This is a genomic window from Pseudomonas sp. GW531-T4 (assembly GCF_017349615.1).
In the GTDB taxonomy this organism is placed as follows: Bacteria; Pseudomonadota; Gammaproteobacteria; order Pseudomonadales; family Pseudomonadaceae; genus Aquipseudomonas; species Aquipseudomonas chlororaphis_I.
In genome coordinates, this window is record NZ_JACMZT010000002.1 from 127798 (window position 1) to 148384 (window position 20587).

The window sequence follows — 20587 nt, forward strand, 5'->3', positions numbered from 1 at the left end:
CTTTCCGGCAGGACTCACCCCTGCCTTCCGTTACTTTTGAAATAAGAGACGGAAATAACAACATTGCCCTCTCGCCGCCTTGTCCGGAGCCGCTCCATGAAACCCGTCTTCCGCTTCCCCCTGGCCCGCGCCAGGTACCTGCTCGGCGCCTGCGCCCTGGCGCTGCTCCTGAGTCCGAGCCTGCAACCCCTGGCCCAGGCCGCGGAAAGCCCGCCGGCCGAAGTGCACCTGGACTACGCCTATTACTCGCCGGTCAGCCTGGTGCTCAAGCGCTTCGGCTTTCTCGAGAAGGCCCTGCCCCAGACCAAGGTCAGCTGGGTCCTCAGCCAGGGCAGCAACCGCTCCCTGGAATACCTCAACAGCGGCGGCGTCGACTTCGCCTCCTCCGCCAGCCTGGCGGCGGTGCTGAGCCGGGCCAACGGCAGCCCGATCAAGTCGGTGTACGTCTACAGCCGCGCCGAATGGACCGCCCTGGTGGTGCGCAAGGATTCGCCATACCAGACAGTCGCCGACCTCAAGGGCAAGAAGATCGCCGCCACCAAGGGCACCGATCCCTACCTGTTCACCCTGCGCAGCCTGCAACAGGCCGGGCTGAAAAAAGACGATGTGGAACTGGTGCACCTGCAGCACCCGGACGGCCGCACCGCCCTGGAAAAAGGCGACGTCGACGCCTGGGCCGGCCTCGACCCGCACATGGCCGCCAGCGAAGTACAGGCCGGCTCGCGCCTGCTGTACCGCAACAGCGCCTTCAACAGCTACGGCGTGCTCAGTGTCACCGAGCAGTACGCCAAGGAGCATCCGCAGACCATCGCCACCGTGCTCGCCGCCTACGAGCAGGCCCGCGAATGGTCGGTCAAGCACCCGGACGAACTGGCCAAGCTGCTGGCGGACGAATCCGGCCTGCCGCTGGAAGTGGCCCGGCTGCAACTGTCGCGCACCAACCTCGGCAGCCCACAGTTGAGTGCCGAGGATGTGCTGGCCTCCAAGGCCGCCGCGCCGATCCTGGTCTCCGAGGAACTGGTGCGCCGCGGGGTGAACGTCGATCAGGTGATCGACCAGTTGCTCGACACCGGCGTCAAGCAGGCCGTGGCCCGTCAATAACCTACCGCCCAGGCGACAACCGAGCCCGCGCCTGGCGCGGATTCGGCGTTGCCGGAGAATCGCCATGAGCAGCGACAGCAACAACCTCTCGACCCGCCTGGCCCTGTCCGCGCCGGGCAAGCTCCCGCGCTTCAACCCCGTCCGCTGGCGCCTGCGCCTCAAGGGCCTGGCCTTGCCGATAGCGATCATCCTGCTGCTGGAGATCGTGGTGCGAATCGGCTGGCTGCCGTCGTACCAGATGCCGGCCCCCAGCGAGATCGCCCTGACCCTCGGCGACCTGGCCCAAGGCGCGCTGTGGAAACACATCGGCGCCAGCCTGCTGCGGGTGCTGCTGGGCTTTGCCATCGGCGCCAGCCTGGCCCTGGTATTCGCCGCCTGGGTCGGCCTGAGCCGGGAAGCCGAAGCCTACCTGGAGCCGACCTTCGCCGGCCTGCGTTCGATCCCCAGCCTGGCCTGGGTGCCGTTGCTCCTGCTGTGGCTGGGCATCGACGAGACCTCGAAGGTGGTGCTGATCGCCATCGGCGCCTTCTTCCCGGTGTACCTCAATGGCGTGGCGGCGATTCGCGATATCGACCGCAAGCTGGTGGAAGTCGGGCATATGTACGGTTTCGGCCGGCGCCGGCTGGTGCGGCGGATTCTCCTGCCAGCCGCCCTGCCCGGGCTGTTCACCGGCTTGCGCAGCGGCATGAGCCTGGCCTGGATGTTCCTGGTGGCCGCCGAACTGATCGCCGCCACCAAGGGCCTGGGTTATCTGCTCAGCGACGGCCGGGAAACCTCGCGGCCGGACATCGTGCTGGCGGCGATCATCGTCCTCGCCGTGCTCGGCAAGCTCAGCGACGGCCTTCTCGCCGGCCTGGAAAAACGCTGCCTGGCCTGGCGCGACACCTTCAATGGCCAAGGCAGCCATGACTAACGCACAGAGAATCGAGCCATGACCCAAGCCCTGCTGGATATCCACGTGGAGCGCAAGACCTTCGCCACCACCACCGTCCTCGACGATATCCACCTGCAATTGCAGCCGCGGGAAACCGTCAGCCTGCTGGGCCCCAGCGGCTGCGGCAAAAGCACCTTGCTGCGGATCGTCGCCGGCCTGGAGAAGGACTTCCAGGGGCAACTGCTGAGCCATACCGAACGCCTGGCCTTTGTCTTCCAGGAGCCGCGGCTGATGCCCTGGCTGACGGTGGAACAGAACATCGGCTTCAGCGACGACAAGCATTACGACCGGGCCTGGGTCGCGCAACTGATCGAGGAAGTCGGCCTCGCAGGTTTTGCCCAGGCCCTGCCCAAGGCGCTGTCCGGCGGCATGGCGCAGCGGGTGGCGATTGCCCGCGGCCTGTACTCGCGGCCGCAGGTGCTGCTGCTCGACGAGCCCTTCAGCGCGGTGGACGCCTTTACCCGGATGAAACTGCAGGACCTGCTGCTGCAACTGGCCGAGCGTCACGCCATCGCCCTGCTGCTGGTGACCCACGATGTCGACGAGGCGCTGTACCTGAGCGACCGGGTGCTGGTGTTGGACAACCGCCCCAGCCGTATTCGCCAGGAACTGGCGGTGCAACTGAGCCACCCGCGGGACCGCCGCGACCCGCTGCTGGCGCGCCTCAAGGCGTTGGCCCTGACCGAATTGCACAAGGCCCATGTGATTTGAGCGGGCGTTGTTACGGGCTCGAAAGCTAAGAACACAAAGGAATTAATAAATAAATAATCAGTATTTATGGTTATAAAAATAACCACGTACTCTCAGCTCATCCCGCCCATTGGTCACGACAGTGAAGTGCCTTATGAAACCGACTGACAACGTTATCGACTTCGCCCAGTTCCGCAAACGCAAGCAGGCCCAGCAACTGGCCCGGGCCATGTGGGAGCTGTACGCGCGCAATGCCGGTTACCAGGCGTTCCAGTGGATTCAGGCGGCCCAGCCGACCAGGACATACCACGCGTGAGCGTCCAGGAACCCTCGCGCTTTCTGGCGAGCGCCGACGAACCCGGCCTTGATTTGAGCCATCTGGAAACTCAGGAAGAAGACCCGATCAGCGAGCGGGTCGCGCAGAACCTGCAACGCCTGCGCAGCAAGCGTCATCTGTCCCTGGATGCCCTGGCCCGCCAGTGCGGGGTCAGCCGGGCGATGCTGGCGCAGATCGAGTCCGGGCGCAGCGTGCCGTCGATCAAGGTGCTGTGCAAGATCGCCAAGGGCCTGAAGGTGTCGGTCGCGGCCTTTCTCGAACACCGCGCCTTCGAAGGTGTGGCGGTGCTGCCATCGAGCCAGAGCAAACGCCTGGTCAGCGCCAACGGCGCCTTTGTCAGCCGCGCCCTGTTCCCCTTCGACGTGGCGCGCCAGTCGGAATTCTACGAGCTGCGCCTGAGCCCGCTCGGCGAAGACCAGTCCGAAGGACACGGACCGGGGGTCCAGGAAAACCTGGTAGTGTCCCAGGGCGTACTGGAAATCAGCGTCAACCAGGAACGCTACCTGCTCTCCACCGGCGACTCGATCCTGTTCTACGCCGACCAGCCGCACCGCTACCGCAACCCGGCCGACAGCGAGGCGGTGGCCTACCTGGTGGTGACCTATCCGGAACGCCTGGACTGAACCAGCCGGGACTGTGCTGACAGGGCGGGTCCTGCGGCCCCGATCGCAGGCTGCGCCAGCGGCTACGAATGCCAATAGTCCCTCTATAGAAAAAGCCCGGCGGGATCATCCCGGCCGGGCTTTTTTGTGCCGCCGCGAGGAATCAGCAGGTGCAGCACATCATCGGCATGCCGTTGCAGCTCATCATCATTGGCATGCCGCAGTCGTTCATCATCTTCATCATCAGGGCGCAGCAGCTTTTCATCATGTCCATGTTCATGCCGGCCATCGGCATGATCTTGCACATCATGCAGTCGGCTTCGAGGGTGCATTCCATCACGCACTTCATCGACGGCATCGGCATGCCCATCATCGGCATTGGCATCATGGCGCCCATCATCGGCATGGCCATGCTCGCCTGGGACATGCACATCATGCTCATGTTGGCGCAATGCATCATCATCGGCATGCCGCAGTTCATCATCATCTGCATCATTTGCGCGCTGTTCTTGAACATGGCCATGTCCATGCCCGCGGCCGGCATCATCTTGCACAGCATGCCGTCGTCCATCATTTCGCAGCTCATGGTCGCCATCATCATCGGCATGCCCATCATCGGCATCATCGGCATGTTGGCGTTCATCGGCATTTGCATCTGCATGGCATTCATCATGGTGAAACTCCCTAAGCGATTCGATAGTTGGACGAAGCTGATGGGGCGGATTCTAGGGAGTGGCGAATGCCGCACAAGATGCCGATCGAACAGCAATCGCGGCTGCCGGGGCAGCTTCAGCGCAGCCGTTCGCGCGGGATTTTCCGCTTGAGCAGCCAGATGGATTTCATCGCGGACGGGAGCAGGACCGCAGCGTGTTTTCCGCTGCGATGGATATGCGCGAATCAGCGCAGCCAATAACCCAAAGAAATAATCATTCTAAGGAGGCCCGACTTTTCTCGGGAAAGGCGGCTTGCCACCCTTGCCGGTGCCCCTGTGGCAGGGTTCGGCGAGCGTGGCAAGCGAGGTGCAGGGTCGGGATCGAAAGCCTCAGAGCTTGGCGATCGATACTTCGGTGGATTTGACGAAGGCGATGACCTCGCTGCCGACCTTCAATTCCAGGTCGCGCACCGAGCGCGTGGTGATCACCGAGGTGACGATGCCCGAGGCGGTCTGCACATCGATTTCCGAGACCACCTGGCCTTCATGGATCTCCTTGATGACGCCCTTGAACTGATTGCGAACGTTGATTGCCTTGATGGTCATGGTGGGCCTTCCTGTCTGGGGTGGGCACTGGCGCATCGCCGTGCAGGCCTCTAAGGTGCCCTGTGTTTTCAGAAATTAAAAGGAATAAATAGTAGTTATTTTATTCCTTAAATGAATATAAAAGATCGCCTCCCTCACTTCGTTACCTTGACCGGCACCCTTGCCTTTGCTTCTCTGGGTCCTTGCTAACCCTTTCAGGAGATTGTCATGCGAACACTCGATCTGGCGGGCGTGCCCGTCCCGGTGATTGGCCAGGGTACCTGGCGCATGGGCGAGGAGCGCCACCAGCGCAACGCCGAGATTGCCGCATTGCAGGCCGGTATCGAACGGGGCATGAGCCTGATCGATACCGCCGAGATGTACGCCGAGGGCGGCGCGGAGGAAGTGGTTGGCGCCGCCATCACCGGCCAGCGCGACCGGGTGTTCCTGGTCAGCAAGGTGTACCCGCACAACGCCAGCCGCAAAGGCATTCCCCAAGCCTGCGACCGCAGCCTGCGGCGCCTGGGGACCGACTATATCGATCTGTACCTGCTGCATTGGCGTGGCCAATACCCTCTTGAAGAAACGCTGGAAGCCTTCGAACGCCTGCGCGAAGACGGCAAGATCGGCCGCTGGGGCGTTTCCAATTTCGACCTCGATGACCTCGAGGAACTGGCGAGCCCGGCCTGCGCCACCAACCAGGTGCTGTACAACATCGAGGAACGCGGCATCGAATTCGACCTGCTGCCCGCCGCGCAACAGCAGCGCTTGCCGCTCATGGCTTACTGCCCTATCGCCCAGGCCGGCAAGCTGCTGCGCCACCCCGCGCTGCAGCAGGTCGCCGAACGCCATGGCGTGACCACGGCCCAGGTTTCCCTGGCCTGGGTCCTGCGCCAGGAAGGTGTGATCGCCATTCCCAAGGCGGTGCACCCCGAGCATGTCCGGCTGAACGCCGAGGCGGCCGGGTTGCGCTTGCACGACGAAGACCTGGCGGCCATCGACCAGGCCTTCCCCGCGCCACTGCGCAAGCAGCGACTGGCAGTGGTCTGATCCGGTCGCGAGCGGCACCGCAGCGAAAAAACCTGGCACCCGTGCCAGGCTCTTTTCGTCGTCGACAAGGCTGGAAGCGGCGAAATACCAGCGACTTTAAGGATCGTCCTATCCCGGATTAAGGAGGGTTTATTTAGAGTGGGTCCATGAGATTAAAGACCTACCTTCATCAGATCAGTCCCGTATTTTCCAGTCCTGAAGCCGCTAGCAGGTTGCTGCGTCTTTTCGCGCTCATTCTTTTGGTTGGTATCCTCGGAGCCGTCTACAACTTCCTCAATTCCACCCTCAGCAACGACATTTCCCGGCGCCGCGGCTACATGAGCAGCGCCATCGCCGAAGCCCAGACCTTCTTCACCAGCCGCGAGGCCTTGCTGGAAAGCCTCAGCCTGTCCGCGGTACGCCGCTCCAAGCAGGCCCAGGCCCTGGTGTACCTGCCCTCCACCGAAGAACTGCACCTGCAACTGGGCGACCTCGATGACCCATGGAGCATCTGGCTAAGCGTGCGCATGCGCGAATACTTCAAGGCCAAGCAGGTCAACCTGCTGTATGTGAGCCCCGGTCCCGAGGCTCGGGTCATGCGCCTCTACAGCAGCAACCCGACCTCCCCCAACCTGCCCAGGACCATCCTCTCCAAGCTTGAGGCGCTCAACCATGGAGAGCATCCGGACACCAACGAGCTGTGGCTCACCGACCCGTCCACGCAGACTTCGCAGCTGTACATTTTCACCCGGCTCGACGAGCGCACCGATGACTCCGGCTGGCTGGGCCTGGAAATGGATGGGCGGGAAGTGCTCAAGGCCCTCAGCGACCAGAGCGCCGGCGAGTTCATGATGTTCAACTCCGAAGGCGCGCTGCTGTTCACCAACACCCCGGCCGGGCGCCTGGGGCAAGCCCTGCAGCAACTGCAAGGCAACAACTTCTTCGGTTTCGTCGGCAGCCGCTGGTGGCCCGATCACCTGGTGATCCGCAAGCAACTGATGACCTCCGACTGGCAACTGGTCTACTCCTTCAGCCTGCAGTCGCTGCTGATCGCGCTCTGGCCCCAGCTGGCCGGCGCCCTGGTGTTCTGCCTGTTCAGCATCAGCCTGATCTGCCTGCTGACCCGCCGCATCGAGCACCGCTTCATCACTCCTGCGCTGAGCCGTATCCAGGCCCTGGTCGAGAGCGAGCTGTTCAGCCGCGACGTGATCCAGACCGCGCCCGTGGCCTTGTGCGTGCTGCGGCGTACCGATGGCCAGGTGGTCCTGGAAAACACCCTGGCGCAGCAGTGGCTGGGCGACGGCATCGAACGGGAAATACTCTGCGCCGGCTGGATCCAGCAAGCCTTCAAGAGCCACGAACCGAACCGCTTCGACTACTTCGAGACCGCCGACGGGCGTCACCTTTACCTGAGCTCCGCGCCCACCCGCTACAAGGGCGAAGACGTGTTGTTCTGCGCCTTCAGCGACATCAGTGCGCGCAAGCAGGTGGAAGCCGCGCTGGAAGAAGCCCGGCAGATGGCCGACGCCGCCAACGAAGCCAAGACCCTGTTCCTCGCCACCATGAGCCATGAAATACGCACCCCGCTGTATGGCGTGCTGGGCACCCTGGAGCTGCTCGCGCGTACCCAGCTGGATACCCAGCAGCGCGACTACCTGCGCGCCATCGAGTGTTCTTCCTCGACCCTGTTGCAGCTGATCTGCGATGTGCTGGACGTGTCCAAGATCGAAGCCGGGCAACTGGCCCTGGAGCTGAATGAGTTCTCGCCGCTGGACCTGGTCCACGAGCTGATCCAGGGCTATTCCGCCGCCGCGTCGAACAAGGGCCTGCTGCTCTATTCCTGCGTGGACCCGCAGATCCCCGAGCGCCTGATCGGCGACGTCACCCGCATCCGGCAGATCCTCAGCAACCTGCTCAACAACGCAGTGAAGTTCACCGACCTGGGGCGCATCGTGCTGCGGGTCAACCTGCTGAGCCGCGATGGCGAGCGCTCCAGCATCCTGTGGCAGGTTTCCGACACCGGCAAAGGCATTGCCCAGGATCATCAGCCACTGATCTTCGAACCCTTCTATCAAACCGGCGGCAATACCAACGTGGTGGCGGGCACCGGCCTGGGCCTGCCTATCTGCCAGCGCCTCACGCAATTGATGAACGGCAGCCTGCGCATGGTCAGCGAACTGGGGCTGGGCAGCAGCTTCTCCCTCACCCTGCCCCTGGAAGCCGCGATCGATGGGCCGGTCACCCTGCCCGCCACCCAGCTGCTGCCGGAAACCATCTATGTGATGTCCAGCGTGCGGGAGCTCGCGGAGTCCATCGGCGGCTGGCTGCGCCAGTGGGGAGCCCGGGTGCAGCTGTGCCATCCCTCGAAGATCGCCCCGACCAGCGATTGCCTGCTGGTGGAGGTCCACCCCGGCGAACTGGAACAACGCCTGCAACCGGACTGGCCCGGTCCGCTGATCCTCGCCACCGGCACCGGCAACAACGAACCGCAGGTTCGTACCGGGTGCTGGCACGTGAACCTGAACCACCTGCGCTCCATTCACCAGGCGGTCAGCCAGGCCCAGGGGCTGTGGGTGGCCAAGGCCGAGAGCCACAACGAACACTGGACGCTGAAGCAACTGGAACTGAAGGTGCTGGTGGCCGAAGACAACGTCATCAACCAGTTGATCCTCAGGGATCAGCTCGAAGAGCTGGGCTGCAGCGTGGAGCTTGCGTCGAACGGCGAGGAAGCCCTGTCGATGTGGAACCCCGAGCGGTTCGACCTGGTCCTCACTGACGTCAACATGCCCGTGATGAATGGCTATGAACTGGCCAAGGAGTTGCGACGCCGTGGCTGTACGGTCCCGATCATCGGTGCCACGGCCAACGCGATGCGTGGAGAAGAAGAGCAATGTCTGGCGGCCGGAATGAACCATTGCCTGGTCAAACCTTTTGCATTACGCGCCCTGTTCAATTACCTAGCGCCCTATGAAAGAGCGAAGAATGAAGCCCTGTAGCATATTGATCGTTGAAGACCATCCCTTCCAGCACATGTACCTGCAGCATCTGTTCGGTGAGCTGGGCCCCTATTACCTGGAAGGCGCACGGGATGGCGAAGAGGCGCTGGAACGCTTGAAATGGCGCAAGTTCGACCTGGTGCTCACCGACCTGTTGATGCCGGGAATGGATGGCGTGCAGTTCATCCAGGGACTGGCGGCCCTGCACTCCAAGCCGGCGCTGGCGATCATGAGCTCGGCTTCGCGGCGCATGCTGATGAGCGCCAGCCTGGTCGCCAAGAACCTCGGGGTGAAAGTCATCGGCCTGATTTCGAAACCGGTGAACCTCGCCGCCCTGCAAACCCTGACCACCCAGCTGAGCATCTCGCAGCCGAGCTCGCCACGCCCCTTGCCGACCGCCATGCTCAATCGGGCCGCGCTGGCCCAGGCCATCCAGGAAGAGCAGTTCGAGGCCTGGTTCCAACCCAAGAAATCGCTGTTCAACGGCCGCATCGTCGCCGCCGAAGCCCTGGTCCGCTGGATGCATCCGACACAGGGCATGCTGCTCCCCGACGCCTTCCTGCCCGCCCTCAAGTCCTTCGATCTCGAGGAGGAGCTGCTGTGGCTGGTCCTGCGCCAGGCAATCCAGGCCCAGGCCCGCTGGCGCCAGCATGACTACGATATTCCGGTGTCGATCAATCTGCCGACCCATCTGCTCAACAGCCACGACCTGGCGGACCGCCTGTTCGACTTTGTCATGGAACATCAGGGCGTACCGGGGCAGATCTGTTTCGAACTCATGGAATGTTCGGTGCCCCAGGACATCAGTAACTTCTATGCCGGCGCCTGCCGCTTGCGCATCAAGGGCTTCGGCCTGTCCCAGGACGACTTCGGCAAGGGCTACAGCTCGTACATGAACCTGGTTTCCACCCCGTTCACCGAGCTGAAGATCGATCGCGCCCTGGTCCAGGGATGCCATGCCAGCGAAGAACTGACCAAGGCCCTGACCAGCATCATTGCCCTGGGTCGCCAACTGGGCCTGACCGTGGTCGCCGAAGGCGTGGAAAGCGCCGAGGAGTTGGCGCTGTTGCGCAAGATCGACTGTAGCCAGGTGCAGGGGTTCCTGATCTCTCGCGCAGTCCCCTCCGAACAGTTTCAACAGCTGCTGGTGAACGACGGTCCAGCCGCCAGTTATTGAACCGAGGACACCCACCCTTCAGGATTACATGCCCCACATCACTGACAAGTCGTTGTTTAAAGGTAAAATCCTCAAGGCTTCGACTTTTTCATGCTTTTTTGGATACCAGTGATGAACCACCAGGACACGCTTCTCGAGAATCTGAAACGATACTCGACTCGCCTGAACAAGGGATTGTTGATTTTTCTCGGCTTGACCCTGCTGTTGATCGCCATCAGTTACTGGTCGTCACACAAACTGCTCGAAGAACAACACGACAGGTTCAAGGCGCACTTTGCGCGGATGATGGAAGACATCCGCGAACATGAAGACTTCCTCCGTGGCGTCGCCGTACAAGGCACCCAGGTCCCCTTGCGCTCCAGCGACTCGGGTTCGTACCTGAAAAGCGCCTTGCCCGAAGAGGGATTGCACAACTACCTGGGCCAGGAATTCGCCTTTTCCACGCCCTTCAGCCTGTCCGTCAACCAACAGAACATCGCACCTGACACCTTGGCCAGGCTATCCGATCTGGGAGAGCACCTGACCGATTACTACAGCGCCTTCTGGTCCACTTCCCATTACCAGTCACCGCCGTTTTTTCTGTTCGATGTCGAGGACAGCTTCAATATCGGCATTCCGGCAGCCGGGCATTCACGAGACCCGCTCTGGAAAAACGACACCCCCAACAAGGCACTCGTCCTGCAAACACTCAAGCTGCTGCTGGCGAACGATCCGGCACGGGCCGATGGCGTGGTCGATTGGGAACCCCTGGTCCCGCATCAGGCCAACGAGGCCCCCGTCCGGCTGCTGGCCTATGTCAGCGCCCACCTCGGGCCGCAAGGGTCAGGCGTCCAGGACGCCGGCAACCCGGTCGGCATTGCGTCGCTGTTGAGCATGGACCTGGTCAGTGACATCAAGCGACTCATGCCGTGGTCGACCTATGACCATGTGACCCTGATCGCCCCCTCCGGCAAGGTGCTGAGCGGTTCGCTGCAACCGGGCGACGTGCTGCATGACGGGCTGAACATCACCGGCGACGGCATGGTCTTCAAAGTCTCGAGCAACTCCGCCGAGCCCTGGACCGCCCTCTACACCATCGGTTTCAAGAGCTACTTCAACTACACCCTGTGGCCCTTGCCGGTCTTGCTGGCCTTGCTGATCGGCGGCATCGGCTGTGGCTGGCTGGTCAGTCGCCGGTATCAGTCGCGCATCGTCAAACCGGTCTACGAGGCTTACCAACGCACCGCCGAAAGCGAGGCCTTCAGCCGGGCCGTGATCGATAGCGCGCCCACCGGCCTGTGCGTGGTGCGTCGCTCGGACTTCAAGGTCCTGCTGGAAAACCGCAAAGCCCAGCAGTGGCAAGGCAGCACAAAACTGCGGATGGCCCTGGAGAACCGGCAGGACCTGTCCGTCGCCGGTGAAACCCGGCTGGACATTGACGGTACCCACCTGCAGGTAGGGTTCGTGCCCACCCGTTACCAGGGCGAGGATGCCGTGCTTTGTGCCTTCCACGACGTGACCAGCCATATCGAGGGCGCGGCCATGCTGGAACAGGCGCGACGCTCCGCCGATGCGGCGAGCGAAGCCAAGACCCTGTTCCTCGCCACCATGAGCCACGAAATACGCACCCCGCTCTACGGCGTGCTGGGCACCCTGGAACTGCTCGGGCTGACGCGCCTGGATGCGCGGCAGCGCGAACACCTGCAAACCATCCAGCGCTCGTCCAGCACCCTGTTCCAATTGATCAGCGATGTGCTGGACATTTCCAAGATCGAATCCGGGCAGATGGCGATCGAGTCCCAGGCGTTCTGCCCGTTGCAGATGATCGAGGACACGCTGCATGCCTACAGTGTCTTCGCCGAAAACAAGGGCTTGCTGCTGTACGCCTGTGTCGATGCAACGTTGCCCGACCAGTTGCAGGGCGACCCGATACGGATCCGCCAGATCCTCAACAACCTGCTCAGCAATGCCATCAAGTTCACCGACACCGGCCGTGTCGTGCTGCGGGTCAGGGTCCTGGAATCCGTGGAGGGCCAGGCCAGCCTGGAATGGCAGGTCACCGACTCCGGCATCGGCATCTCGCCAGCCCAGCAGGAGCGGCTGTTCGACACCTTCTACCAGGTACGCGACGCTTCCAGCGAGGCCGGTGCCGGGCTCGGCCTGGCGATATGCCGCTGGTTGACAGAAATGATGGACGGCCAGATACGCGTGGTCAGCGAGCCCGGCCTGGGCAGCAGCTTCTCGCTGCGGCTGGGGCTGAAGGTCATGCCGGGCTCGCTGGATGGCTGCGCGGACATCCTGCCGACCACCCAGGCGGTGTATGTGCGGGCGCCCGCCGTGGAGCTGACGCAGAGCACCTGCGACTGGCTGAATCGCCTCGGCGTGGTCGCCAAGCCATTGCCGGCCTTTGTCGAAGAGTCGCGCCAGGCCAACCTGCTGGTCGATGTCCTGCCCTCCGACAACCTGCCCGCCTGGGCCGGCCCCCGGGTCCTGTGCGCCAGCGGCGAACACCCGCCGGCACAGCCAAAGCCAGGCTGCAGCGTGGATGCCCATGATGTGCGGGCCATTGCCAGGGCCGTCTCCCTGACCCTGCATGGGAAAACCATTGCGCCCGCCGCTCCCGAATACGACCTGAGCAGCAGGCTCGGCCTGCATATACTGGTGGCCGAGGACAACGCGATCAATCAGGCGATCATCAAGGAGCAACTCGAAGCCCTGGGCTGCACGGTGACCGCCGCCTCCAACGGCGAAGAAGCCTTGCAGCTCTGGCAGCCGCAGGTGTTCGACCTGGTGCTGACCGATGTGAACATGCCGCTGCTCAACGGTTATGAACTGACCCGGGCCCTGCGTGAGCGCGACCGGGAAATTCCGATCGTCGGGGTCACGGCCAATGCCCTGCGCGAAGAAGGTGCCCGCTGCATGGCTGTCGGCATGAATGCCTGGCTGGTCAAACCCTTGAGCCTGCAGACGCTGCACCACTACCTGTCGAATCTCTGCGCGAACGCGCCTGCCCAGGAACCGCAACCGATGATCGATGCAACGCCTCCCCCCGCGACCGGCGACACCATGATCGAGCTGTCTCCGAAAATGCGTGCGCTGTTCATTACCACCATGCGCCAGGATATCCAGAGCGTGACCGACGCCCTCGACGCCCAGGATGCCAAGCGGCTCGCCGAGCGACTGCACAGCGCCGCCGGCGCGCTGGGTGCCGTGCAGTTGAGCACGCTGGCGAAAAACTGTGCCGAACTGGAGTCCCGGATACTGCAAAGCGCGACGACTTCTTCCGTGACCCTTGAGGTGAAAAGCCTGATACAAAGCTTGACGGATATTCTTAATGCACTTGAATGAGACGCGACAAGATTTGATGAACGCAATCCCTTATTCTTTCTCCTTACCAACCGGCGTATTACGAGTGGCTAGTCATGGAAAAATTTAAAGTAGTCATCGCCGACGATCACCCGATTGTTCTGCTCGGCGTTCGCGAGTTGATGGAACGAGAAAGCAACTTTGAAATAGTCGGTGAAGCCATCAGCTCACAGGGCTTGATCGAAATCCTCGAGCAACAACCGGTCGATATCGTCATTACCGATTACAACATGCCCGGGGATTCTCCCTACGGCGACGGCCTCAAGCTGGTCGAGTACCTCAAGCGCCACTTCCCGCGCCTGCAGGTACTGATCCTGACCATGATCTCCAACCAGTTGATCCTTACACGCCTGCATGAGCTGGGGGTGGTCGGGGTGATCCAGAAAAGCCAGCTGCACAATGAAATCCAGGTGGCGCTCAAGACCATCGTCGAAAGAGGTTCCTATCAGAGTATCGAACCTGCGCCGAGCTCGGTCATCGAGTCCAATGCAAGCATCGACGACCGGATTTCCATGCTCTCGCCCAAGGAGTTTGAAATCCTGCGGCTGTTCGTTTCCGGCAAGAGCGTCAGTGACATTGCCCGAAGCCAGAACCGCAGTTCGAAGACCATCAGCGCACAGAAAATCTCCGCCATGCGCAAGCTGGAAGTCGAGAGCGACCAGGACCTGCTGACGTACTGCATCGGTCGCAACATCTTCAACTGACCCCGCCCCTTTCACCCAGCGAAGACAGAAGGCCCGAACGGCGATGACCGGCGACGACCAGTTCGATCTGCAACAGCTTCAAGGTGCCTGGGAACAGGTGGAGTACGAGGACAACGGGGTCAGCAACCCACCTGACGAACATGGCGCCCCAGGCGCCCTTACCCTGATCCAGGGGCAAGGGTTCCGTGTCGTGACGCTTGAAGGCGAGCTGTTGCTCGCGGGTAGTTTTACCCTCGATACCCGGACCACGCCGAAGTCCATTACCTGGGTCGATTCCATGGGTGCCGACACCGGCAAGCACTTGCCGGCCAGCTATCGACTCGAAGGCGATGAATTCGTCTTCATCGCCGCGGACGAGGGCCAACCCAGGCCCACCGAGTTCCGCACCGGGCCGGGTGAAACCCTGCGCCGGTTCATCCGCGTCTCACAGGACGGCACAGGCCTCGGCAACCGCTGAGGCTCGCTTATTGGCGGGCATCCCGTCAGGCCCTGGCCCGCTGTATTTCCCGTCCCGCCAACTCGCCGATCGCCAGCAACGCTGCGCAATCCGCGCCATCCTGGGCCTGTACCGACATGCCTTGAATGATCGCCCCGATATACCGGGCCAGCGCCGCGGCCTGGGTATCGGCGCGCAGTTGCCCGCTGGCGATGCCCTGCTCGATATGCGCTTCAAAGGCCTGGAGGGTGTTGGCCCTCAGGGCACTGACAAATTCACGAATAGCATCGTTTTCCACCGCGCAGGTCAGGGTCGCGGTGGAGATCATGCAGCCCCGCGGCCGGCCCGGCAGGCTGTGCTCATGGGCCGCCTCGCGCAGCAGGCGGAGAAAACCGTCCACCACGTCCGCCTCCTCGCGCAGTGCCCGCTCGGCAAAGGCGCCGGTGCTGCGCTGGTAATGCAGCAGCGCCTGCTGGTAAAGCTCGGCCTTGGACCTGAACGCGGCATACAGGCTTTGCACCGTGATGCCCATGGCCGCCGACAACTCCGGCATCGAGGCGCCTTCATAACCCAGGCGCCAGAACACCTCGGCCGCCAGGGCCAGGACCTGGTCGCGATCAAAGGCAATCGGCCGTCCACGACGGCGCACCACGGCAGCAGGGTTATTTATCATAGTGATCACTATTGAAATTAGAACAAATGCCGGTTAATCATAACGAACACTGTGATTATAGAGGCTTCCTCCCATGGATCGAACCCGTAAAGGTCTGCTTGCCCTGGCCGCCACCCTCGGCGCTTCGCTGGCCGGCGCTGCCACGCCGGACGAGGAACTCGGCAGGCGCATGGACACGGCCATCGAACGGGCCATCGACGAACAGCGGATCGTCGGCACCGTGGTGGTGGTGATGCGCGACGGCCAGGTGGTGTACCAGCGCGCCGCCGGTTTCGCCGACCGCGAAGCGGCCCGGCCCATGACCGGCGACACCATCCTGCGCCTGGCGTCCGTCACCAAGCCCATGGTGTCCGCGGTCGCCATGCGCCTGGTGGAACAGGGCACGCTGTCGTTGGACGACACAGTCAGCCAATGGCTGCCGGATTTCCGCCCAACGCTGGCCGATGGCACGCAACCGCCGATCACCCTCAAGCAGTTGCTGACCCACACTGCGGGCCTGAGCTACGGCTTTCTCGAGGCCGAGCACGGGGCTTATCGCACGGCGGGGGTGTCGGATGGCCTGGCCGAGCCGGGCATGAGCCTGGAAGACAACCTCAAACGCATTGCCAGCGTGCCCTTGAGTTATCCACCGGGCACGCAATGGCGCTATTCCATGGCCATCGACGTACTGGGCGCCGTGCTGGAAAAGGCCAGCGGCAAAAGCCTGCCGACCCTGACCGAGGAACTGCTCACCAAGCCTCTGGACATGAACGACACCGCGTTCTCGGTCAAGGATCCTGCCCGCCTCGGCGCGGTGTACCGCGATGACCGTCCGCGGCCGAGTCGGATGCAGGACGAAGCGGCGATCAGGGTCGGCGAAAGTACCACGCGGTTCTCCCTCCAGCGGATCTTCGACCCGCGCTCCTATCCCTCCGGTGGCGCCGGCATGGCCGGTACCGCCATGGATGTGGCGCGTTTTCTCGACACCTTGCGCCAGGGTGGCGGCCCGCTGCTTTCCGCGCGCAGCGTGCAGGCGATGATGACCGACCAGGTCGGCGCCCAGGCCCAGACCCAGGGGCCGGGCTGGGGCTTCGGCTACGGTTGGGCGGTGCTGGACGATCCGGCCCTGGCCGGCACCCCGCAATCCAGGGGCACCCTGCAATGGGGCGGTGCCTACGGCCACAGTTGGTTCGTCGACCCTCAGGCCAGGCTGACCGTGGTGGCGCTGACCAACACCGCTTTCGAGGGCATGTCGGGGGCCTTTACCCGGGAGATCCGCGACGCCGCCTACCCGGCGCCCTGAAGCGCCTCGCCGCCCGGGGCGTCGAGCGACCACCAGCCCGGCAGCAATTGCCGGACCCTGGGCTCGGCGAAGCGGTCGTCGATCAGCATCACCACGCCACGGTCCTGCTGGCTGCGAATCACCCGGCCCGCGGCCTGCACCACCTTCTGCAGGCCGGGGTACAGGTAGGTGTAGTCGTAACCGGCGCCAAAAATCGCTGCCATGCGCTGTTTCAACTGCTCGTTCACCGGGTTCAACTGGGCCAGGCCGAGGGTGGCGATAAAGGCGCCGATCAAGCGCGAACCCGGCAGGTCGATGCCCTCGCCGAACGCCCCGCCCAGCACGGCGAAACCCACTCCCTGGCCATCGGCGTCGAAGCGCTCGAGAAACGCCTGGCGTTGCCCTTCATCCATCCCGCGGGACTGCTGCCACAGAGGAATATCCGGGTGCTGTTCGGCCAGCAGGCTGGCCACCTGTTGCAAGTAATCGAAGCTGCTGAAGAACGCCAGGTAATTGCCGGGGCGCCGGCGGAACTGGCTGGCGATCAGCTCGACGATGGGCGCCAGGGACGCCTGGCGATGGGCAAAACGGGTGGAGATCCGGCTGACGATGTACACGTCCAGCTGCGCGGCACTGAACGGCGACTCGACATCCACCCACACCGTGGTCTCCGGCAGCCCCAGCAGGTCGCGGTAGTAATGCCAGGGATTGAGCGTCGCCGAGAACAGCACCGTACTGCGCGCCGCACTCAGCCGCGGCGCCAGGAAGCCCGCCGGCACCACGTTGCGCAGGCACAACTCGGACAGGCTGCGGCGGGCATTGAGTTCGCGCTTGCTGATATCGAACAGGAACTGCTCGTCGAACAGTTCAGCCACCCGGGCGAATTGCAGGGCGTCGAAATAGAAGCCCTGCAACCGACTGTCCAGCCCTTGCGGATGGTCGTTGAGGTAATCGCCGATCGCCGAGATACACAGCGACAGCGCCTTGAGCAACGGGGCCGGCGCCTGGTCATAGGCCTGGTAGGGCCGCAGCTGCTCCTTGTGCAAGGCATTCCATTCGCGGTTGAGCCGTTGCAGCGGCTTCTTCAGCGCTTCCGGGGCGACCTGGCGCACAGCGTTCAACTGGTACTGGTCGAGGCTGGCGCTGTACATCGAGCGCCCGCGCTCCACCAGGTTATGCGCTTCGTCCACCAGCGCAGCAACCTTCCATTGGTTGGCCTGCGCCAGGCCGAACAGCAAGGCGCTGAAATCGAAGTAGTAGTTGTAGTCCGCCACCAGCAGATCGCTCCAGCGGGCCATTTCCTGGCTCAGGTAATACGGGCACAGCCCATGCGCCAGGGCGATCTCGCGCACCGCCTGCTGGTCCAGCAGCGACACCTGGCTCGCCGCCTGCCGCGCCGCCGGCAGACGGTCGTAGAAACCCTTGGCCAACGGGCAGGACTCGCCATGACAGGCCAGTTCCGGGTGCTCGCAGGCCTTGTCCCGGGCCACCAGTTCCAGCACTCGCAACGGCAGCCCGGGGCGGCGCTCGAACAGCACCTCGGCGGCATCCAGCGCCAGTTTGCGTCCCGGGGTCTTGGCGGTGAGGAAGAACAGCTTGTCCAGTTGCTGCCCCGGCATCGCCTTGAGCATGGGAAACACCGTGCCCAGGGTCTTGCCGATCCCGGTCGGTGCCTGGGCCATCAGGCAGCGCCCGGTGCTCACCGCCTTGTACACCGACTCGGCCAGGCTGCGCTGCCCCGGACGGAAGTCGGGATGGGGGAAACTCAACGCCGCCATGGCCTGGTCGCGGGCGTGCCGGTGGGCCAGTTCCTGTTCGGCCCATTGCAGGAACAGGCTGCATTGCTGGTTGAAGAACTGCTCCAGGGCCTCGGCCCCGTGCTCTTCCACCAGCGACGTCTCGCGCTCGCTGAGGATGTCGAAGTACACCAAGGCCAGACGGATGCTGCTCAACTGCAACTGCTGGCACAGCAACCAGCCATAGATCTTCGCCTGGGCCCAATGCAGCTGGCGATGGTTGGCCGGCATGCGCTCCAGGTCGCCACGGTAGGTCTTGATCTCTTCCAACAGGTTGGCGTCCGGGTCGTAGCCGTCCGCCCTGCCCTTGACGGTCAACGCGCCGAAGCTGCCTTCGAGGGACACTTCGCTCCGATAGTTCGCGCTGCGCCGCGCCGCCACCGTGCAGTGGCCCTGGATGCCTTCCAGCGCGGTGGGCGACGGGGTGAAGCGCAGGTCGAGGTCGCCGACCTTGGCGGTGAATTCGCACAGCGCCCGTACCGCGATGCGGTAGTTCACGCGCCCTGCTCCGCCCATTGCACGTAGCAGACCGCCACCGGCATCTGGTGCTGCTGGCAGAACTCCAGCCAGCGCAGCTGGTTGTCCTGCAGGCGGTCGCCAGGGCCCTTGACCTCGATCATCCGGTAGGTTTTCTGCTGCGGCCAGAACTGGATCAGGTCCGGCATGCCGGCGCGGTTGGCCTTGATGTCCTGCAGCAGGCGGTCGAACCAGTGCTTGAGGTGCTCGGCCGGCAGGCAGGCCAGGGCCTGCTCCAGCAGCTCTTCGCTGAGGGCGCCCCAGAACACGAAGGGCGATTGCACGCCCCACTTGTCGAGGTAACGCTGGCGGATGGTCTGCACATAACGCCCGTCATCCAGCTCCGCCAGGCAGGCCTGGAACAGCTCGGTGCGCCGGCTGTGGAAGTCCTCGCTCAACAGGTCCGCCGGGCCGCGCTGGAACGGATGGAAGAACGCCCCGGGCAGCGGCGCGAAGATCGCCGGCCAGCAGAGCAGCCCGAACAGCGAATTGATCAGGCTGTTCTCCACGTAGTGCACCGGCGCCTGCTCCTCGTGGAGATGGGCCTGCACATGGAACTCCACCGACAGCTCTGGATCGACCCGCGGCAGGCTGAGGTCCAGGCGCAGTGTCGGCCGGGTGCCGCCACGCGGCGTGGCCGGGCCGCCGAGTTTGCGCCGCAGCCTGGGCAGCAGGCGCAGCAGTTGCTGCTGCTCGGCCGCGTTGTACGGGGCCAGTGCCGCCGCCTCGGCCAGGGCCAGCGCCTGCGGGTAATCGCCGCTGCGCTCGAAGACGCGGATCAGCCGCGCTCTCGCCCCGGGATAAGCGCAGGCCTGGTAGATGGCGGCCGCCAGCGGCCATTCGGCTAGCCGCTCACAGTGCTGGCCCAGCAGGAACAGCAGCTTGGCCCGGCGCCGCTGCAGCCAGGGATTGTCGCTGGCGAACGCCTGGATGCCCGCCAGCACCTCGTCCAGCGCCGCGCCGCTTTCGAAGCACTGCCGGCAATCCTCCAGGTACAGGAAACCCTCGACATCGGCGCGGCTGCGCAGGGCCCGGGCGTCGTCGCGGAACTCGACCTTCTCGTAGGTGAAGATGCCCAGGTCGGCCAGCACGAACTCCGACCAGTCCTGGTACAGGTTGCCGAAGAACATCAGGCGCAAGCGGTCGCACAGCGCCATGACCGTCAGGCTGCACACCCCGTCTTCCAGCCCCGGGCACCATTGGTCCAGGCTCCGCGGCTCGTCGAACAGCGGCGCCAGCGCCGCCAGCCAGTCGGACTTACGGGCCTTCGGCTGCTCGATCACCGGGCGAAAACCGTGGAGGATTTCCGCCTTCTGCAACAGGTTGAACAGCTCTTCCAGGGTCAGCGGCGCGTGTTCGTCGACCCAGCCCAGGCGCACCAGCGGTGCGACGGCCGCGCGGGTATCACCGATTTCTTCATAGACCAGCCGGGACATGCGAAAATGACAGCCCTTGCGCATGATCATGCGCACCAGCAGGGCCTGGGATGGCTGGGCCAGGGCCGCGAAGTCGGCAATGAAGCTAAGCTCTTCAGGTGACAGCACATCGGCGTAGCGCAGCTCGAGCCAGGCCAGCACCTGCTGGAAGTTGTGCAGGTAATAAAGAGGGTTTTCCAGAGGGTTGGAAGTCACAGGACAAGCGCGCCGCAAAGAGGTGGATACTGGTTATGCATACAGATAACAGCTGCCGACCTGCCCTGGCAAACACTATTGGATAAGTGGCGTTACAGGTTTTTTTACGGGGCCGCAGAACT

Annotated in this window: 18 protein-coding genes; 13 read left to right on the plus strand and 5 right to left on the minus strand. The window is 63.5% G+C overall.

Features of this window, described 5'->3' with window-relative positions:
• The first annotated feature begins 96 nt into the window (after positions 1-96).
• The 5 genes from J4D28_RS02260 to J4D28_RS02280 all read left to right on the plus strand — a co-directional run bounded on the left by J4D28_RS02260 (position 97) and on the right by J4D28_RS02280 (position 3685).
• Positions 97-1101, plus strand: coding sequence for an aliphatic sulfonate ABC transporter substrate-binding protein (locus J4D28_RS02260; RefSeq protein ID WP_009049194.1), 1005 nt, complete (start codon positions 97-99; stop codon positions 1099-1101).
• A 64-nt stretch (positions 1102-1165) separates the two neighbouring features.
• Complete coding sequence (locus tag J4D28_RS02265; RefSeq protein WP_009049195.1) at positions 1166-2014, plus strand: ABC transporter permease; 849 nt, start codon at positions 1166-1168, stop codon at positions 2012-2014.
• An 18-nt stretch (positions 2015-2032) separates the two neighbouring features.
• Positions 2033-2746 (plus strand): ABC transporter ATP-binding protein, encoded by a 714-nt coding sequence (locus tag J4D28_RS02270; protein WP_009049196.1) that lies wholly within the window; start codon positions 2033-2035, stop codon positions 2744-2746.
• Between the two features lie 133 nt (positions 2747-2879).
• On the plus strand, positions 2880-3041 hold the full coding sequence (locus J4D28_RS02275; RefSeq protein ID WP_009049197.1) for a hypothetical protein: 162 nt from the start codon (positions 2880-2882) through the stop codon (positions 3039-3041).
• 53 nt (positions 3042-3094) lie between these two features.
• A complete protein-coding gene (locus J4D28_RS02280) occupies positions 3095-3685 on the plus strand; it encodes a helix-turn-helix domain-containing protein (protein WP_371356831.1) in 591 nt (196 codons plus the stop codon).
• Between the two features lie 142 nt (positions 3686-3827).
• On the opposite strand, the gene J4D28_RS02285 is transcribed toward J4D28_RS02280, so the two are convergent.
• Positions 3828-4337 (minus strand): hypothetical protein, encoded by a 510-nt coding sequence (locus J4D28_RS02285; RefSeq protein WP_016705135.1) that lies wholly within the window; start codon positions 4335-4337, stop codon positions 3828-3830.
• Positions 4338-4403: 66 nt separating this feature from the next.
• Here J4D28_RS02285 and J4D28_RS02290 point away from each other — a divergent pair, with 66 nt between their 5' ends.
• Entirely contained in the window at positions 4404-4577 is a 174-nt protein-coding gene (locus J4D28_RS02290; protein WP_016705134.1) for a hypothetical protein, read from the plus strand.
• Between the two features lie 129 nt (positions 4578-4706).
• Here the strand turns inward: J4D28_RS02290 and J4D28_RS02295 are convergent, their stop codons facing one another.
• Positions 4707-4922, minus strand: coding sequence for a molybdopterin-binding protein (locus tag J4D28_RS02295; protein ID WP_009049200.1), 216 nt, complete (start codon positions 4920-4922; stop codon positions 4707-4709).
• Between the two features lie 207 nt (positions 4923-5129).
• On the opposite strand from J4D28_RS02295, the gene J4D28_RS02300 reads away from it, so the two are divergent.
• From J4D28_RS02300 to J4D28_RS02325, 6 genes are all read left to right on the plus strand, one after another.
• On the plus strand, positions 5130-5951 hold the full coding sequence (locus tag J4D28_RS02300) for an aldo/keto reductase (protein ID WP_009049201.1): 822 nt from the start codon (positions 5130-5132) through the stop codon (positions 5949-5951).
• Between the two features lie 146 nt (positions 5952-6097).
• On the plus strand, positions 6098-8926 hold the full coding sequence (locus J4D28_RS02305; RefSeq protein ID WP_103330684.1) for a response regulator: 2829 nt from the start codon (positions 6098-6100) through the stop codon (positions 8924-8926).
• The gene (locus J4D28_RS02310) at positions 8913-10103 is read left to right on the plus strand and encodes an EAL domain-containing protein (RefSeq protein ID WP_009049203.1); all 1191 of its coding nucleotides are present in this window, start codon (positions 8913-8915) and stop codon (positions 10101-10103) included. The genes J4D28_RS02305 and J4D28_RS02310 overlap by 14 nt, the downstream gene beginning before the upstream one ends.
• A 111-nt stretch (positions 10104-10214) precedes the next feature.
• Complete coding sequence (locus J4D28_RS02315) at positions 10215-13430, plus strand: hybrid sensor histidine kinase/response regulator (protein ID WP_103330683.1); 3216 nt, start codon at positions 10215-10217, stop codon at positions 13428-13430.
• A gap of 74 nt (positions 13431-13504) precedes the next feature.
• The gene (locus J4D28_RS02320) at positions 13505-14152 is read left to right on the plus strand and encodes a response regulator (RefSeq protein ID WP_009049205.1); all 648 of its coding nucleotides are present in this window, start codon (positions 13505-13507) and stop codon (positions 14150-14152) included.
• Between the two features lie 43 nt (positions 14153-14195).
• The gene (locus tag J4D28_RS02325; RefSeq protein ID WP_028684103.1) at positions 14196-14609 is read left to right on the plus strand and encodes a TIGR03067 domain-containing protein; all 414 of its coding nucleotides are present in this window, start codon (positions 14196-14198) and stop codon (positions 14607-14609) included.
• A 25-nt stretch (positions 14610-14634) separates the two neighbouring features.
• Here the strand turns inward: J4D28_RS02325 and J4D28_RS02330 are convergent, their stop codons facing one another.
• Positions 14635-15261: a TetR/AcrR family transcriptional regulator gene (locus J4D28_RS02330; RefSeq protein ID WP_103330682.1), complete on the minus strand. Its 627-nt coding sequence runs from the start codon at positions 15259-15261 to the stop codon at positions 14635-14637.
• A gap of 73 nt (positions 15262-15334) precedes the next feature.
• On the opposite strand from J4D28_RS02330, the gene J4D28_RS02335 reads away from it, so the two are divergent.
• Positions 15335-16543, plus strand: a complete 1209-nt coding sequence (locus J4D28_RS02335; RefSeq protein ID WP_103330681.1) for a serine hydrolase — start codon at positions 15335-15337, stop codon at positions 16541-16543.
• Here J4D28_RS02335 and J4D28_RS02340 read toward each other — a convergent pair.
• Both J4D28_RS02340 and J4D28_RS02345 read right to left on the minus strand, forming a co-directional pair.
• Entirely contained in the window at positions 16528-18816 is a 2289-nt protein-coding gene (locus J4D28_RS02340) for an ATP-dependent DNA helicase (RefSeq protein WP_103330680.1), read from the minus strand. The genes J4D28_RS02335 and J4D28_RS02340 overlap by 16 nt on opposite strands.
• Positions 18813-20465 carry a VRR-NUC domain-containing protein gene (locus tag J4D28_RS02345; RefSeq protein ID WP_038632671.1) on the minus strand — a complete coding sequence of 551 codons (1653 nt, stop codon included), beginning with the start codon at positions 20463-20465 and terminating at the stop codon, positions 18813-18815. The genes J4D28_RS02340 and J4D28_RS02345 overlap by 4 nt, the downstream gene beginning before the upstream one ends.
• Between the last annotated feature and the right edge of the window lie 122 nt (positions 20466-20587).

What these genes read in the sequence shown, in the direction of transcription:
- J4D28_RS02260 (WP_009049194.1), top strand. Translation starts at nt 97, where the DNA reads ATGAAACCCGTCTTCCGCTTCCCCCTGGCCCGCGCCAGGTACCTGCTC.
- J4D28_RS02265 (WP_009049195.1), top strand. Translation starts at nt 1,166, where the DNA reads ATGAGCAGCGACAGCAACAACCTCTCGACCCGCCTGGCCCTGTCCGCG.
- J4D28_RS02270 (WP_009049196.1), top strand. Translation starts at nt 2,033, where the DNA reads ATGACCCAAGCCCTGCTGGATATCCACGTGGAGCGCAAGACCTTCGCC.
- J4D28_RS02275 (WP_009049197.1), top strand. Translation starts at nt 2,880, where the DNA reads ATGAAACCGACTGACAACGTTATCGACTTCGCCCAGTTCCGCAAACGC.
- J4D28_RS02285 (WP_016705135.1), bottom strand. Translation starts at nt 4,337, where the DNA reads ATGATGAATGCCATGCAGATGCAAATGCCGATGAACGCCAACATGCCG.
- J4D28_RS02290 (WP_016705134.1), top strand. Translation starts at nt 4,404, where the DNA reads ATGCCGCACAAGATGCCGATCGAACAGCAATCGCGGCTGCCGGGGCAG.
- J4D28_RS02295 (WP_009049200.1), bottom strand. Translation starts at nt 4,922, where the DNA reads ATGACCATCAAGGCAATCAACGTTCGCAATCAGTTCAAGGGCGTCATC.
- J4D28_RS02300 (WP_009049201.1), top strand. Translation starts at nt 5,130, where the DNA reads ATGCGAACACTCGATCTGGCGGGCGTGCCCGTCCCGGTGATTGGCCAG.
- J4D28_RS02305 (WP_103330684.1), top strand. Translation starts at nt 6,098, where the DNA reads ATGAGATTAAAGACCTACCTTCATCAGATCAGTCCCGTATTTTCCAGT.
- J4D28_RS02310 (WP_009049203.1), top strand. Translation starts at nt 8,913, where the DNA reads ATGAAGCCCTGTAGCATATTGATCGTTGAAGACCATCCCTTCCAGCAC.
- J4D28_RS02315 (WP_103330683.1), top strand. Translation starts at nt 10,215, where the DNA reads ATGAACCACCAGGACACGCTTCTCGAGAATCTGAAACGATACTCGACT.
- J4D28_RS02320 (WP_009049205.1), top strand. Translation starts at nt 13,505, where the DNA reads ATGGAAAAATTTAAAGTAGTCATCGCCGACGATCACCCGATTGTTCTG.
- J4D28_RS02325 (WP_028684103.1), top strand. Translation starts at nt 14,196, where the DNA reads ATGACCGGCGACGACCAGTTCGATCTGCAACAGCTTCAAGGTGCCTGG.
- J4D28_RS02330 (WP_103330682.1), bottom strand. Translation starts at nt 15,261, where the DNA reads ATGATAAATAACCCTGCTGCCGTGGTGCGCCGTCGTGGACGGCCGATT.
- J4D28_RS02335 (WP_103330681.1), top strand. Translation starts at nt 15,335, where the DNA reads ATGGATCGAACCCGTAAAGGTCTGCTTGCCCTGGCCGCCACCCTCGGC.